General features: G+C 53.3%; 12 protein-coding genes, 1 tRNA gene and 1 pseudogene. All 14 read left to right on the forward strand.

Translation table 11 applies throughout. The annotated features are described in order from the left end of the window. A pseudogene (tuf, locus tag H7F08_RS13200) lies at positions 1 to 185 on the forward strand (elongation factor Tu); the annotation flags it as partial. A gap of 52 nt (positions 186 to 237) precedes the next feature. After that, positions 238 to 313 (forward strand) — tRNA-Trp (locus H7F08_RS13205). 20 nt (positions 314 to 333) lie between these two features. Then, positions 334 to 684 carry a preprotein translocase subunit SecE gene (gene secE, locus H7F08_RS13210; protein ID WP_010641408.1) on the forward strand — a complete coding sequence of 117 codons (351 nt, stop codon included), beginning with the start codon at positions 334 to 336 and terminating at the stop codon, positions 682 to 684. Then, complete coding sequence (gene nusG, locus H7F08_RS13215) at positions 685 to 1,218, forward strand: transcription termination/antitermination protein NusG (RefSeq protein WP_142089395.1); 534 nt, start codon at positions 685 to 687, stop codon at positions 1,216 to 1,218. A 53-nt stretch (positions 1,219 to 1,271) separates the two neighbouring features. After that, the gene (rplK, locus tag H7F08_RS13220) at positions 1,272 to 1,700 is read left to right on the forward strand and encodes a 50S ribosomal protein L11 (protein ID WP_010641411.1); all 429 of its coding nucleotides are present in this window, start codon (positions 1,272 to 1,274) and stop codon (positions 1,698 to 1,700) included. Between the two features lie 3 nt (positions 1,701 to 1,703). Continuing rightward, positions 1,704 to 2,396: a 50S ribosomal protein L1 gene (gene rplA / locus H7F08_RS13225; protein ID WP_142089397.1), complete on the forward strand. Its 693-nt coding sequence runs from the start codon at positions 1,704 to 1,706 to the stop codon at positions 2,394 to 2,396. A gap of 142 nt (positions 2,397 to 2,538) precedes the next feature. Then, positions 2,539 to 3,060 (forward strand): 50S ribosomal protein L10, encoded by a 522-nt coding sequence (gene rplJ, locus H7F08_RS13230; protein WP_010641415.1) that lies wholly within the window; start codon positions 2,539 to 2,541, stop codon positions 3,058 to 3,060. Between the two features lie 30 nt (positions 3,061 to 3,090). Further along, complete coding sequence (gene rplL / locus H7F08_RS13235; RefSeq protein ID WP_024895005.1) at positions 3,091 to 3,477, forward strand: 50S ribosomal protein L7/L12; 387 nt, start codon at positions 3,091 to 3,093, stop codon at positions 3,475 to 3,477. Positions 3,478 to 3,603: 126 nt separating this feature from the next. Next, positions 3,604 to 7,692, forward strand: a complete 4,089-nt coding sequence (gene rpoB, locus H7F08_RS13240; protein ID WP_193640785.1) for a DNA-directed RNA polymerase subunit beta — start codon at positions 3,604 to 3,606, stop codon at positions 7,690 to 7,692. Between the two features lie 33 nt (positions 7,693 to 7,725). After that, the gene (rpoC, locus tag H7F08_RS13245; protein WP_193640786.1) at positions 7,726 to 11,883 is read left to right on the forward strand and encodes a DNA-directed RNA polymerase subunit beta'; all 4,158 of its coding nucleotides are present in this window, start codon (positions 7,726 to 7,728) and stop codon (positions 11,881 to 11,883) included. 109 nt (positions 11,884 to 11,992) lie between these two features. Further along, on the forward strand, positions 11,993 to 12,364 hold the full coding sequence (gene rpsL, locus H7F08_RS13250; protein WP_010641426.1) for a 30S ribosomal protein S12: 372 nt from the start codon (positions 11,993 to 11,995) through the stop codon (positions 12,362 to 12,364). A 26-nt stretch (positions 12,365 to 12,390) separates the two neighbouring features. Continuing rightward, entirely contained in the window at positions 12,391 to 12,861 is a 471-nt protein-coding gene (rpsG, locus tag H7F08_RS13255; protein WP_010641428.1) for a 30S ribosomal protein S7, read from the forward strand. A gap of 32 nt (positions 12,862 to 12,893) precedes the next feature. Further along, on the forward strand, positions 12,894 to 14,993 hold the full coding sequence (fusA, locus tag H7F08_RS13260; protein ID WP_193640787.1) for an elongation factor G: 2,100 nt from the start codon (positions 12,894 to 12,896) through the stop codon (positions 14,991 to 14,993). Between the two features lie 20 nt (positions 14,994 to 15,013). Continuing rightward, on the forward strand, positions 15,014 to 15,912 hold an 899-nt coding region (gene tuf, locus H7F08_RS13265; RefSeq protein WP_193640788.1), incomplete at its 3' end, for an elongation factor Tu.

Raw genomic sequence — 15,912 nt, forward strand, 5'->3', positions numbered from 1 at the left:
ACACCACGGACGTAACCGGTGCGGTGGAATTGCCGGAAGGTGTAGAGATGGTGATGCCTGGTGACAACGTGTTGTTCAAGGTTGCGCTGATTGCCCCGATTGCGATGGAAGAAGGCTTGCGCTTTGCGGTACGTGAAGGCGGCCGTACGGTGGGTGCCGGCGTCGTTTCCAAGGTAGTTGAGTAAGTCAGTTTAGTTGTAAAGTTGAACGGCGGCCTGTCCGCCGTTTGCCGTCTGCAGGGCAGTAGCTCAATTGGTAGAGCAGCGGTCTCCAAAACCGCAGGTTGGGGGTTCGATCCCCTCCTGCCCTGCCATTATTAAAGGTGCGGTGGTCATGTCGGAAAAAGTGAAGCTCTATTTTGCGGCAGGTTTCGCTGCCCTCGGGGTGTTCGCGTATTTTCTGATCCCCACGCGTATCGGGACGTATTACCCGAGTGTTGGGTTGGCAGTCGGCCTGCTGATTGCGGCAGGCTTGTTTGCCTATAGTGAAAGCGGAAAGAAGCTTTTGGTATTTTTTCGGGAAGCGTATCTTGAATTGCTGAAAGTCGTCTGGCCAACCCGCCCTGAAGTATTGCGGAGCACTGCCATTATCATAGGGTTGATTGCCGTTATTGCGGCCTTTCTGTGGTTGGTCGATCTGGCACTCCTTGGTGTGGTACGGCTACTACTCGGAGGAGTTGGCTAAATGGCTATGCGTTGGTATGTAGTGCATGCATTCTCGGGTTTTGAGAAGAAAGTTCAGGCAGAAATTCGCGAGCGGGCGCAACGCGAGGGTCTTGGCGATTGTTTTGGCGAGATACTGGTCCCTGTGGAAGAAGTCGTGGAAATGCGCAATGGTCAAAAAACCAATTCACAGCGCATGTTTTATCCAGGCTACGTTCTCGTGCAAATGGAAATGGATGATACAACCTGGCACCTGGTGAAAAGCACGCCCAGGGTCACCGGTTTTGTGGGCGGCTCGGTCGGGCGTCCGCATCCGCTTAGTGATGCAGAGACCGATGCCATCATGGATCGCATCAAGGAAGGCGTTGAAAAGCCGCGTCCGAAATTCAGTTTCGATGCGGGAGAGCAGGTGCGGGTCATCGACGGTCCTTTCAAGGACTTCAATGGTGTAGTTGAAGAAGTCAATTTTGAGAAAAGTAAACTGCGGGTATCGGTCACCATTTTTGGTCGCTCCACCCCCGTAGAGCTGGATTTCGGTCAGGTAGAAAAAGTCTGACGGTTACATGACGAGGGAGCCTGACGGCGTTTGCACCTCACAGGAGCTGAGTAATGGCAAAGAAAATAACAGGTTATATCAAATTACAGGTTAAGGCTACCCAAGCCAATCCGAGTCCGCCCATTGGCCCGGCCTTGGGTCAGCGCGGCCTCAATATCATGGAATTTTGCAAGGCTTTTAATGCCCAAACTCAGGGCGTAGAACCCGGTTTGCCTTTGCCCGTGGTGATTACAGTATTTGCAGACAAAAGTTTTACTTTTGAAGTTAAAACCCCACCCGCTGCCGTGTTGTTGATGAAAGCTGCAGGCTTACCAAAAGGTAGCGGCCGTCCAAATACCATGAAGGTCGGTAAGGTGACAGAGGCGCAGGTCGAGGAAATCGCCAAGACCAAGATGCCCGATCTTAATACCGAAAATCTGGAATCGGCCAAACGGAGTGTGCGTGGTACTGCCCGGAGTATGGGCCTGACGGTGGAGGGCTAAGACATGGCTAATAAATCCAGACGAAGTACCGCTGCTCGTGATTTGGTCAATCGCAACCAACGCTACGCCATTGAAGAAGCATTGGTCCTGGTCAAGAAAATGGCCACGGCCAAGTTCGATGAATCAGTAGATGTCGCAGTCGGTCTGGGGATTGATCCCCGCAAATCCGATCAGGTGGTTCGCGGCGCGGTAGTGTTGCCCAATGGCACCGGTAAACAAATGCGGGTCGCCGTGTTTGCAACAGCTGACAAGGCTAATGAAGCCCGTGAAGCTGGAGCTGATATCGTTGGCATGGAAGATTTGGCCGAACAGGTCAGGGCCGGACAGATGGATTTTGACGTGGTCATTGCCACTCCAGATGCGATGCGTATTGTCGGCACTTTGGGCCCGGTTCTGGGGCCGCGTGGTTTGATGCCAAACCCCAAAGTGGGTACCGTCACGGCAGATGTGCGTACTGCGGTAGTCAATGCCAAGGGTGGTCAGGTGCGTTACCGTGCCGACAAGGGCGGTATTGTGCATAGCAGTATTGGCAAGTCTTCCTTTGAAGCTAAAGCACTGCAGGAAAACCTGATGGCGCTGATTGACAGCTTGCGTAAAGCCAAACCGGCCACCAGTAAGGGTATTTATATTCGTAAAGTCAGTTTATCTCCGACCATGGGTCCCGGGGTCGGCGTAGATCTTTCTGGCTTGGCGTAACAGTTTCTGTCTTCGGGCGGAAAGGTCGGCGTGAGCCGGCGTACAAAGACCGCAGGGGGCGCAAGCCTTAATGTTTTTCCCTGCGTAGGCGACGGCGCGCCAGCCTTTTGGCCGCCTCGGTTAGATAGGAGGTGACATTCACGTGAGTCTCAAACTCGCAGAAAAGGAACAGGTCGTCATCGCCCTTCAAGCCAAAATCGCAGAGGCGCAAGCCACTGTGGTAGCAGAGTATCGTGGTTTGACTGTGGCACAAATGACGGCGTTTCGGGCAGAAGCACTGAAACAGTCCGTACATGTTCAGGTGGTAAAAAACACGCTGTTGAAGCGGGCCCTGGCGGGCACGCCATTCGCGGTCATGGACTCTTTGTTGAAGGGGCCCCTGGTATTTGCGGCGGCGGAAGATCCGGTGGCATTAGCCAAAATTTTTACGGATTTCGCCAAGCGTTTTGACAAGCTGGTGATTACCGGTGGTGTATTGAGTGGCAAGCAGATTGATGCTGCGGCTATTGCCCAATTGAGCAAGATGCCGTCTCGTGAAGAATTGCTGGCCAAGTTGCTCGGCACCATGCAGGCACCAGTATCCGGTTTTGTACGCACCCTCAACGAGGTTCCGAGTCGTTTTGTTCGGGTCCTTGCAGCAGTTCGCGATCAACGCGCTGCCTAACTCAAAATTAATGATGAAGGAGTTGTAAAAATGGCATTGTCCAAAGCTGAAATTTTAGACGCTATTGCAGGTATGACGGTTCTTGAACTTTCTGAACTGATCAAGGAAATGGAAGAAAAATTTGGTGTTTCTGCAGCCGCAGTGGCTGTTGCCGCCCCTGCCGGTGGTGCCGCTGGTGGTGATGGAGCTGCTGCAGCAGAAGAGCAGACTGAATTTGATGTCATTCTGACCAGTGCTGGTGCCAACAAGGTGAATACCATCAAGGTAGTGCGTGCCATTACCGGTCTTGGCTTGAAAGAAGCCAAGGATCTGGTCGACGGCGCGCCCAAGGCTGTGAAAGAAGGCGTCGCCAAGGCTGAGGCCGAAAGCGTCAAGGCCCAACTCGTCGAGGCTGGTGCCGAGGCGGAGATCAAGTAATCAGTTGTACTTGTATTAAGCAGTTTATCCGGCTGGCAACAAATACGGTTGCCAGCCCATTCATCGTTTGTGGAAAGCAGCTTTAAATGTTTTCCCTAAACCTTGCAGTCGTCGCGCGGAGCATCCATGGCCTACTCTTTTACTGAAAAGAAACGGATTCGTAAAGACTTTGGCAAAAGCCAGAGCATTCTCGCAGTGCCATATCTGCTGGCTACGCAGATGGATTCTTATCGGGAGTTCCTCCAGGAGTCAGCGGCTCCGGCGGCGCGCAAGGAAACAGGGTTAGAGGCGGTTTTCCGCTCGATTTTTCCGATGGAGAGCTATTCCGGCAATGCCATGCTGGATTATGTGTCCTATCGCCTGGAAAAACCGGCTTTTGATGTGGTGGAATGTCGTCAGCGCGGTCTGACTTTTAATGCCGGCCTGCGCGTACGGTTGCGCCTGGCGGTCATGGAAAAAGATGACAGTACCGGCGCCAAGCGGGTCAAAGATGTGAAGGAACAGGACGTGTACATGGGGGAAATACCGCTCATGACCGAACACGGTTCGTTTGTCATCAATGGAACCGAGCGTATTATTGTTTCGCAGCTGCATCGTTCACCAGGTGTGTTTTTTGACCATGATCGGGGTAAAACCCATTCCTCGGGCAAACTGTTATTTAATGCCCGTATTATTCCCTATCGCGGTTCCTGGCTGGATTTTGAATTTGATCCCAAGGACCATGTTTACGCGCGTATTGATCGGCGTCGCAAATTGCCGGCAACAACTTTGTTGCGGGCCCTGGGTTATAGTACCGAAGACATTCTCGAAATGTTTTTTGAGACCGATACCTTCCATATTCTGGATGGAGAGTTGCATTATGACTTGATTCCCCAACGTCTCCAGGGGGAAATTGCCAGCTTTGATATCGTCAATCCGGCCACGGGTGAAGTCATCGTGTCTACTGGCAAACGCATTACTGCACGGCATATCAAAGTATTGGCCGAAGTTCCGGGATTACAGCAGTTGCCCGTACCGGATGTGTTTGTTCTGGGCAAAGTGCTTGCCAAGGACGTCGTCAACCCGGAAACCGGTGAAGTGTTGCTGGCAGTCAATGAACCCATTACCGGAGAAGTGCTCGATGTGCTGCGCAAGGGACCTTCTTTATCACTGCACACCCTGTACATCAATGAAATTGATCGGGGTCCCTATATTTCCGAGACGCTGCGAATTGATACTTCCCGTGATGCCCATGAAGCGCAGATGGAAATCTATCGTTTAATGCGTCCGGGTGAGCCGCCGACCAAGGATGCTGCTCAGAATCTTTTCCAGGGTCTGTTTTTCAGCCCGGATCGCTATGATCTGTCGGCCGTAGGACGGATGAAGTTCAATCGTCGCGTCGGGCGTGAAGAAATTACGGGTCCCGGAGTGCTGAGCAGCGAGGATATCCTGGCCGTACTCAAGGTGCTGGTATCCCTGCGCAACGGCATCGGCGAAATTGACGATATTGATCATCTCGGCAACCGCCGTGTGCGTTCCGTGGGCGAGTTGATGGAGAACCAGTTCCGTCTGGGACTGGTGCGTGTTGAACGGGCGGTCAAAGATCGTCTGGCCCTCGCCGAGAGTGAAGGGTTGACTCCTCAGGATCTGATCAATGCCAAGCCGATTGCTGCGGTGGTGAATGAGTTCTTTGGCTCCAGTCAGCTTTCCCAGTTTATGGATCAGACCAATCCGCTTTCCGAGGTAACTCATAAGCGTCGTGTTTCCGCTCTGGGACCGGGTGGCTTGACCCGTGAACGAGCCGGTTTTGAAGTCCGTGACGTGCATCCGACCCACTATGGCCGGATCTGTCCGATTGAAACGCCGGAAGGTCCAAATATCGGTTTGATCAACAGTTTGGCCTGCTATGCCCGGACTAACGACTACGGATTTCTGGAAACACCTTACCGGCGTGTAGTAGATCGTCGAGCAACGGATGAAATCGAATACCTCTCGGCCATTGAAGAAGGTAATTATGTAATCGCCCAGGCGAACTCGGTCCTGGATGATGATGGCCTGCTGGTGGAAGAACTCATCTCCTGCCGCCACAAAAACGAGACGACACTGGCTAATCGGGATCAGGTGCAGTTCATGGATATTTCTCCCCGCCAGATTGTTTCGGTCGCGGCCAGCATGATCCCCTTCCTGGAGCATGATGACGCCAACCGCGCGTTGATGGGCTCCAACATGCAACGCCAGGCGGTTCCGACCATTCGTTCCGATGCGCCCATGGTTGGCACGGGCATGGAACGGGTGGTGGCTATTGATTCCGGTGCGGCAGTAGTAGCGCGGCGCGGTGGTGTGGTCGATATTGTCGATGGCGCCCGCATTGTGATTCGGGTCAATGATGAAGAAACACTTGCCGAAGAACCCGGCGTAGATATCTACAATTTGGTCAAGTACGCCCGTTCCAACCAGAATACGACCTTGAATCAGCGTCCGGTAGTCAAAGTCGGTGATGTGGTCAGCCGTGGGGATGTTTTGGCGGACGGACCCAGCACGGAGATGGGTGAGCTGGCTCTGGGTCAGAACATGCTGGTGGCTTTCATGCCCTGGAATGGGTACAACTTTGAAGACTCCATTCTGATTTCGGAACGGGTGGTGGCTGAAGATCGTTATACCACCATCCATATTGAAGAGTTCTCGGTGTTTGCCCGTGATACCAAACTCGGGCCGGAAGAAATCACGCGGGATATTCCCAATGTGGCTGAAGGTGCCCTGCGTCATCTGGATGAATCCGGTATTGTCGTAATCGGCGCAGAACTGGCCCCCGGAGACATCCTGGTAGGTAAGGTGACCCCCAAGGGTGAAACCCAGCTGACCCCGGAAGAAAAATTGTTACGCGCCATTTTCGGAGAGAAGGCTTCGGACGTGAAGGATAATTCCATGCGTATGCCGGCAGGTATGTATGGAACGGTCATAGACGTCCAGGTATTTACCCGTGATGGTATTGACAAAGATGCGCGCGCCAAGTCTATCGAAGAACACGAACTGACCCGGATTCGTAAGGATCTGAACGATCAGTACCGTATTGTTGAAGAAGACAGCTACCAGCGTATTGAGCGACTGTTGACGGGTAAGGTGGCTGAGGGCGGTCCCAATGGACTTGCAGCCGGCAACAAGGTGACCAAGGCGTATCTGAAAGATCTACCCCGAGCGCAATGGTTTGAAATCCGTTTGCGTTCCGATGAAGGTAATGACGCACTGGAACAAATCCGTGCCCAGTTGGAAGAACAGCGTCAACGTTTGGATGCGGTGCTGGAAGAAAAACGTCGCAAGCTCACCCAGGGCGATGATCTGAGTCCTGGTGTCCTGAAAATGGTCAAGGTGCATGTAGCCATCAAGCGTCATCTGCAACCCGGTGACAAAATGGCCGGGCGCCATGGTAACAAGGGTGTGGTATCCAAAATTGTTCCCGTAGAAGATATGCCGCATCTGGCTGATGGAACGGCAGTAGATATTGTCCTCAATCCGCTGGGTGTGCCGTCACGTATGAACGTGGGTCAGATTCTGGAAACCCATCTGGGTTGGGCTGCCAAAGGGCTGGGTAAAAAAATTGCCGGAATGCTCGAAAGCGATGTGGCCATGAAGGAAATGCGTGCCTTCCTGGCGGAAATCTACAATCGGGCAGGCAAGAAAGAAGATCTCGATAGCCTGTCGGATGAGGAAATCCGGGAACTGGCGCGGAACCTGCGCGGTGGCGTTCCGATGGCGACTCCCGTATTTGACGGCGCTGCGGAAGAAGAAATCCGCGATATGCTGGAGCTGGCAGGGTTACCGCGCAGTGGTCAAGTCACCCTGTACGATGGGCGTACCGGCGAAGCCTTTGATCGTCCTGTGACGGTGGGTTACCTCTATATGCTCAAGCTGCACCATCTGGTCGATGACAAAATGCATGCCCGGTCCACCGGACCGTACAGTCTGGTTACCCAGCAACCGCTGGGGGGTAAGGCTCAGTTTGGTGGCCAGCGCTTCGGTGAGATGGAAGTCTGGGCCCTGGAGGCGTATGGAGCCGCTTATACATTGCAGGAAATGCTGACCGTGAAGTCTGATGACGTCAGTGGCCGCAGTAAAATGTATGAGTCCATCGTCAAAGGTGATTTCCGTATGGATGCCGGAATGCCGGAATCTTTCAACGTGCTGTTGAAAGAGCTGCGTTCGCTGGGTATCGACATTGAATTGGAACAGTCCAAGTAATATTTCCGCCCCGGGCGGGCAAGGATGGATGCGTTGAAAGACTTACTGAAGCTCTTTAAACAAAACGATCAGCAAGAAGAATTTGATGCCATACGGATAGGCATTGCCTCTCCGGACAAGGTGCGTTCCTGGTCGTTTGGTGAAGTAAAAAAGCCTGAGACCATTAACTACCGGACTTTCAAGCCTGAGCGCGAAGGTTTGTTCTGTGCCAAGATTTTCGGCCCGATCAAGGACTACGAATGTCTTTGTGGCAAGTACAAGCGTCTCAAGCATCGTGGTGTGGTTTGCGAAAAATGTGGTGTGGAAGTCACCCAGGCGCGCGTGCGGCGTGAGCGTATGGGCCACATTGAGCTCGCCAGCCCGGTAGCGCATATCTGGTTCCTCAAGTCCTTGCCCAGTCGTATGGGTATGATTCTGGATATGCCATTACGGGATATCGAGCGCGTTCTGTATTTTGAGGCTTATGTGGTGGTAGACCCCGGTGTGACCGCGCTGGAACGTGGTCTGATCATGAGTGAAGACCAGTATCTGGATGCGCTCGAAGAACATGGTGACGAATTTGTCGCCAAGATGGGTGCAGAAGGTATTCGCGATCTGCTGCGCGGCATTCCACTGGTTCAGGAAATTGAACGTATCCGTAACGAACTGCGTGAAAGTAACTCGGACACCAAAACCAAAAAACTGAGCAAGCGTCTGAAAATTCTTGAAGGTTTCGAATCTTCGGGGAATCGTCCGGAATGGATGATCATGGAAGTTTTGCCGGTGCTGCCACCCGATCTGCGTCCTCTGGTGCCTTTGGATGGTGGTCGTTTTGCGACTTCGGATCTCAACGATTTGTATCGTCGCGTCATTAACCGCAACAACCGTCTGAAGCGCCTGTTGGAACTGAAAGCGCCGGATATTATCGTGCGCAACGAAAAACGCATGTTGCAGGAAGCGGTTGATGCTCTTCTGGATAATGGTCGTCGTGGTCGCGCCATTTCCGGCCCTAACAAGCGTCCGCTCAAGTCGTTGGCAGATATGATCAAGGGTAAGCAGGGGCGTTTCCGTCAGAACCTGCTGGGTAAGCGGGTTGATTACTCTGGCCGTTCGGTCATTGTGGTTGGTCCCGAGTTGCGTCTGCATCAGTGTGGCCTTCCCAAGAAAATGGCGCTGGAGTTGTTCAAACCCTTTATTTTTAACAAACTCGAAGAGCGTGGTTTGGCGACGACCATCAAGGCGGCCAAACGCCTGGTAGAGCAGGAAAAACCCGAGGTTTGGGATATTCTCGAAGAAGTCATTCGCGAACATCCGGTCATGCTGAACCGCGCCCCGACCCTGCACCGTCTTGGCATCCAGGCGTTTGAGCCGGTATTGATCGAGGGCAAAGCCATTCAGCTGCATCCGCTGGTTTGTGCGGCCTACAACGCCGACTTTGACGGTGACCAGATGGCGGTCCACGTACCGCTGTCGTTGGAAGCCCAGCTCGAAGCCCGGACATTAATGATGTCGACCAATAACATACTCAGTCCTGCCAATGGTGATCCGGTCATCGTGCCGTCACAGGATATTGTGCTGGGACTTTACTATGTCAGTCAGGAGCGTGCTGATGCCAAGGGTACCGGCGGCATGTTCTCCGATATTCTCGAAGTACGTAGGGCTTATGAAACCGGTCAGGTGGGACTCCATGCCCGCATCACGGTCCGCTTCCGTGGCGAGCGCATTGAAACTACCGCCGGACGCGCCCTGCTCGGTGATATTTTGCCCGAAGGTTTGCCCTTCAGTGTCATCAACCGGGTGCTGAAGAAAAAAGTCATTGGCGAACTGATCAATACGTGTTACCGCACCCTGGGAATCAAAGACACCGTCATTTTTGCGGACCAGCTGATGTACACCGGCTTCCGTATGGCGACCCGCGCGGGCATTTCTTTCGGTGCTGGCGATATGGTGACCCCGCAGGAGAAGGAAGGAATTCTCAGCCGCTCCGAAGACGAGGTGAAAGCTATTCAGGCCCAATATACGTCTGGCCTGGTCACCGAGGGTGAACGTTACAATAAAGTCGTCGATATCTGGTCAAGAGCCACCGATGAAGTGGCGAAAGCCATGATGGATCGGGTCAGCAAGGAAACCGTTGAACTTCCAGACGGCAGCAAGGTGCAACAGGATTCGTTTAATTCCATCTTCATGATGGCGGATTCCGGAGCGCGTGGTTCTGCGGCCCAGATTCGTCAGTTGGCCGGAATGCGCGGCCTGATGGCCAAGCCGGATGGCTCCATCATTGAAACGCCCATCACCGCCAACTTCCGTGAAGGACTCAACGTACTCCAGTACTTCATCTCGACCCATGGCGCACGTAAGGGACTGGCGGATACGGCGCTGAAAACCGCAAACTCCGGTTACCTGACCCGCAGATTGGTGGACGTAACCCAGGATCTGGTGGTGGTTGAACGCGATTGTGGATCGGAAGAAGGTCTGCCCATGACCTCGCTGGTGGAAGGTGGCGAAGTCATCGAACCCTTGCGCGACCGGGTGCTCGGTCGGGTGCTTTCCGAAGATCTTCTGCATCCGAATACCGGAGAGATTGTCATCCCCCGCAATACCATGTTGGCGGAGCAGCATTTGGGCCAGCTTGACGAACTGGGGGTGGATGCATTGAAGGTACGATCACCGCTCACCTGTCATTCACGGCACGGGGTTTGTGCCCTGTGTTATGGACGTGATCTGGCCCGAGGTCATCTGGTGAACGCAGGCGAAGCAGTTGGCGTCATCGCTGCGCAATCCATTGGCGAACCGGGCACCCAGTTGACCATGCGAACTTTCCATATTGGTGGTGCCGCCAGTCGTTCTGCTGCGCAAAGCAGTCTGGATGTGAAGCAGGGTGGTGTATTCCATTATCAGTCGAACTTGCGCATTGTAACGCACTCCAGTGGACGTCACGTTGTTGTCGGTCGTAATGGTGAAGTGACCGTGACAGACGAACAGGGTCGTGAAAAAGAACGTTACAAAATGCCTTACGGCGCGACATTACTCGTCAATGATAATACTCCGGTGACGGCTGGTATGCGGGTTGCTGAATGGGATCCGCATACGCGTCCGATTGTCAGCGAGGTAGGCGGTAGAATATCACTGAAAGATGCTGTAGAAGGTGCCAGTGTCGCTATTCAGACCGATGAAATAACCGGTCTGTCGACCTTGATGGTCATTGACACGAAACAGCGTCCACCGCAGGGTCGGGATTTGCGACCGGTCATTGGCATCCTTGATGAAAAGGGCCAGGACCTCAAGTTGCCGGGAACCGACTTACCAGCACGTTATTTCCTGCCCGCCAGAGCGATTATTGCGGTACAGGAAGGGATGGAGATATTCCCGGGCGACATTTTGGCCCGTCTGCCCGCCGGTACCACGAAAACCCGTGATATTACTGGTGGTTTGCCACGTGTGGCCGAGTTGTTTGAAGCCCGTCGTCCCAAGGACTTTGCGATTATTGCGGAGCACGAAGGCATTGTCGGTTTTGGCAAGGATACCAAGGGTAAGCAGCGCCTCATCATTACCGACGAAAACGCTGAACAGCATGAGTATCTCATTCCCAAGGGCCGTCACGTTACGGTGTACGAAGGGGAGCGTGTTGTTCCCGGTGAGCAATTGGTAGAAGGTCAGCCAGTACCCCATGACATCTTGCGGGTGTTGGGTGTCCAGGCGCTTGCCAATTACATTGTCGACGAAGTGCAGGACGTCTATCGCTTACAGGGTGTGCGTATTAACGACAAACACATTGAAGTGATTCTGCGCCAGATGCTGCGGCGGGTAGAGGTGACTTCCAGTGGGGACGGAACCTTTATTACAGGCGACCAGGTGGATCGGGCCCGGGTTGAAGATGAAAATGCCCAGTTGGAGCGGGATGGCAAGGAACCGGCGCGCTTTACGCCGATGCTGCTCGGTATTACCAAGGCCAGCTTGTCCACCGAGTCCTTTATTTCAGCGGCCAGTTTCCAGGAAACCACGCGTGTACTAACCGAAGCAGCGGTGTCAGGAAAGCTGGATGACCTGCGTGGCCTCAAGGAAAACGTCATTGTCGGTCGTCTGGTTCCCGCCGGCACCGGGCTTGCCTACCATGAACATCGCCGCCGTCTGAATCGTGGCGAAGTGTTGGCGACTGCTGGGGAATCATCGTCTAATGCTGCAGAAGCCTTGCTGAACAGCGAAAATCCGTAATTTTGTAAGGTATGTCCGAGGTTTGCCTTGACAGTCAGGGCAAGCCTCACTAGAATGCGCCCTCTCATCGGTGAGGCTGGGTGCCATCATCGTACTCTGGAGATTGTAAATGCCCACATTAAATCAACTCGTGCGCAAGCCACGCAAGCGGCCTGTCGCCAAAAGTAAGGTGCCAGCCTTGGATGCTAATCCACAAAAACGTGGAGTTTGTACCCGTGTTTACACCACGACGCCTAAAAAGCCGAACTCGGCATTGCGTAAGGTCGCCCGTGTGCGTCTCACGAATGGTTTTGAGGTAAGTAGCTATATTCCTGGTGAAGGTCATAACCTGCAGGAGCACTCGGTGGTACTCATCCGGGGTGGTCGTGTGAAGGATTTGCCCGGCGTTCGTTATCATATTGTGCGTGGTACCCTGGATACCGCTGGCGTGAAAAACCGCAAGCAGTCCCGCTCCAAGTACGGCGCCAAGCGTCCCAAATAAGCAAAGATTGAAGGAGTTGTTGCGCCATGCCCAGACGTCGTGAAGTCCCCAAGCGGATTGTTCTCCCGGATCCCAAGTATAAAGAAGAAGTCATCGCCAAATTTGCGAATGTCATGATGCGTGACGGCAAAAAAAGCACGGCGGAAAAAATTGTCTACGGTGCCCTTGAAATGGTTGCGGAGCGCAGTAAAAGTGATGCTCTGGAAGTATTTCGCAAGGCCATTGACAATGTCCGTCCGGTCGTCGAAGTCAAAAGTCGTCGCGTCGGCGGTGCTACTTATCAGGTGCCGGTAGAAATTCGTTCTGACCGGAGAATGGCTTTGGCCATGCGCTGGCTGCGTGATTCAGCGCGCAAGCGGAATGAAAAATCCATGGGCAACCGTCTCGCCGCCGAGATTCTTGAGGCAGCAGAAAATCGTGGAAACGCAGTTCGCAAGCGTGAAGAAACCCATCGTATGGCAGAAGCCAACAAGGCCTTTGCGCATTTCCGTTGGTAATTGATCGGCCTCTCACCCAAAAGGACTAAACTGTGGCTCGCACGACCCCCATTGAACGTTATCGCAATATCGGCATTATGGCGCATATTGATGCCGGCAAAACGACTACCACTGAACGTATCTTATTTTACACAGGCGTGTCTCATAAGATTGGTGAGGTGCATGAGGGTACTGCCGTTATGGACTGGATGGCTCAGGAACAGGAGCGCGGCATTACCATTACTTCTGCCGCAACGACCTGTTTCTGGAAAGGTATGGATGGACAGCGTGCGGAACATCGCATCAATATCATTGATACCCCCGGACACGTAGACTTCACCATTGAAGTGGAGCGTTCGTTGCGCGTCCTCGACGGCGCTATGGCGGTTTTCTGCGCAGTGGGCGGTGTGCAGCCCCAGTCCGAGACGGTGTGGCGACAAGCCAACAAATACAAGGTTCCGCGTATTGCTTTTGTAAACAAGATGGATCGTCAGGGCGCCAACTTCAAGCGGGTAGTCGAGCAAATTGCGACCAAGTTGAAAGGGAACCCGGTTCCGGTCCAGTTGCCCATTGGTGAAGAAGAGCGTTTCAGTGGTGTTATCGACTTGATGAAAATGAAGTCCATCAACTGGGATGATGCTCTTCAAGGGACGCGCTTTACCGAAGAAGAAATTCCTGCAGACCTGCGTGAAGAAGCCGAAGCCGCCCGTCACTTTATGGTGGAAGCCATTGCCGACGCGGATGAAGAAGTCATGATGAAATATCTGGAAGGGGAAGAAATCTCCATCCCAGAGCTTCAGGCTGCTTTGCGCAAGGCGACCATTGCTGGTGTAACCGTTCCAGTTCTTTGCGGTAGTGCTTTCAAAAATAAAGGTGTACAGGCTGCATTAGATGCTGTTTTAGATTACTTGCCTTCGCCTGTAGATATTGAGGCAGTAGTTGGCACAGATCCGGATTCCGGCGCGCAAATTGTGCGTTCTGCCGATGATGAAGAGCCTTTTTCTGCATTGGCATTCAAAATTGCTACAGATCCATTTGTGGGCCAGCTGACCTTCTTCCGGGTGTATTCAGGCGTTCTGACAGCTGGCTCCACGGTATTGAACCCGGGTCGCAATCAAAAAGAACGTATTGGTCGTGTGCTCCAGATGCATGCTAATGAGCGTCATGAAATCAAGGAAGTTTTGGCAGGTGATATTGCTGCTGCAGTAGGTTTGAAAACTGCCTATACCGGTGACACCCTCTGTGATCTTAATAAACCTATTTCGCTTGAACAGATGGAATTCCCTGAGCCGGTCATTCATGTTGCTGTCGAGCCCAAAACCAAGGCCGATCAGGAAAAAATGGGCATTGCCCTGGGTAAGTTGGCTCAGGAAGATCCCTCCTTCCGGGTGCGTACTGATCAGGAATCAGGACAGACGATTATTTCCGGTATGGGCGAGCTTCATCTTGAAATCATTGTAGATCGTATGAAACGCGAGTTTAACGTCGAGGCCACGGTGGGTGCGCCTCAGGTCGCTTATCGTGAGACAATCCGCAAGACCGTAGAGGCTGAAGGTAAGTTTGTCCGTCAGTCTGGTGGTCGCGGTCAGTATGGTCATGTCTGGTTGCGTCTGGAACCTTTGGAACCTGGAACCGGATTCAGTTTCGAAAATGGTGTGGTTGGCGGTACGGTTCCCAAAGAATTTATCGGACCTACGCAAAAAGGTGTTGAAGAAGCCCTCGAAAATGGTATTATCGCCGGCTTCCCGGTAGTGGACGTCAAGGTAACCATTTTTGACGGTTCTTATCATGACGTCGACTCATCGGAGGCTGCATTTAAAATAGCAGGGTCCATGGGTTTCAAAGCCGGTGCAGCAAAAGCCAATCCAGTGCTGTTAGAGCCTATTTTTGCAGTGGAAGTGGTGACGCCGGAAGAATACATGGGTGATATCATCGGTGATATCAATAGTCGTCGCGGCATGATGCAGGGTATGGAAGACGAAGCCGGTGCCAAGGTCATTCGTTGTGAAGTGCCGCTGTCGGAAATGTTTGGTTATGCAACGACGGTCCGTTCATTGTCACAGGGGCGTGCCACCTACACCATGCAGTTTGAGAAGTATATGGAAGTCCCCGGCCATGTGGCCGAGGCCATTGTCAAGAAAAGTCAGCGCTAGTCGTAACGGGAGAGTTCAAGATGTCCAAAGGGAAATTTGAGCGGACGAAGCCGCATGTAAACGTGGGAACGATTGGTCACGTGGACCATGGGAAGACCACATTGACGGCGGCGCTGACGAAGGTGCTGTCGACGAAGTTTGGTGGAGAAGTACGGGCCTATGATCAGATTGACAATGCGCCAGAAGAACGGGCGCGTGGCATCACGATCGCGACCTCGCACGTGGAGTATGAGACGGAAGCGCGTCACTATGCTCACGTGGACTGCCCCGGACACGCCGACTACGTCAAGAACATGATCACCGGAGCGGCGCAGATGGATGGTGCTATTCTGGTCTGTTCAGCGGCGGACGGCCCCATGCCGCAGACGCGTGAACACATTCTGCTGGCCCGTCAGGTGGGCGTTCCCTACATTGTCGTGTTCCTGAACAAGGCCGACATGGTGGATGACGCCGAACTGCTTGAGCTGGTCGAAATGGAAGTCCGCGAACTGCTGTCCAAGTATGATTTCCCGGGAGACGATATCCCAGTGATCATTGGATCAGCCCTGAAGGCCCTGGAAGGCGATCAGAGCGACATCGGCGAACCCGCCATTTTCAAACTGGCAGACGCCCTGGACAGCTACATTCCGCTGCCTGAGCGTCCGGTTGACAAGCCCTTCCTGATGCCGATCGAAGACGTCTTCTCGATTTCCGGACGTGGCACCGTGGTCACCGGGCGTATTGAGCGCGGTATTGTCAAGGTCGGTGATGAAATTGAAATCATTGGCATCCGCGACACCGCCAAAAGCATTGTCACCGGTGTAGAAATGTTCCGGAAGATTCTGGATCAGGGACAGGCGGGCGACAACGTCGGCGTGTTGCTGCGTGGCACCAAGAAAGACGACGTGGAGCGTGGACAGGTACTGGCCAAGCCCGGCAG

It is taken from the genome of Acidithiobacillus sp. HP-11, from assembly GCF_015100075.1.
Taxonomy (GTDB): Bacteria; Pseudomonadota; Gammaproteobacteria; order Acidithiobacillales; family Acidithiobacillaceae; genus Acidithiobacillus; species Acidithiobacillus thiooxidans.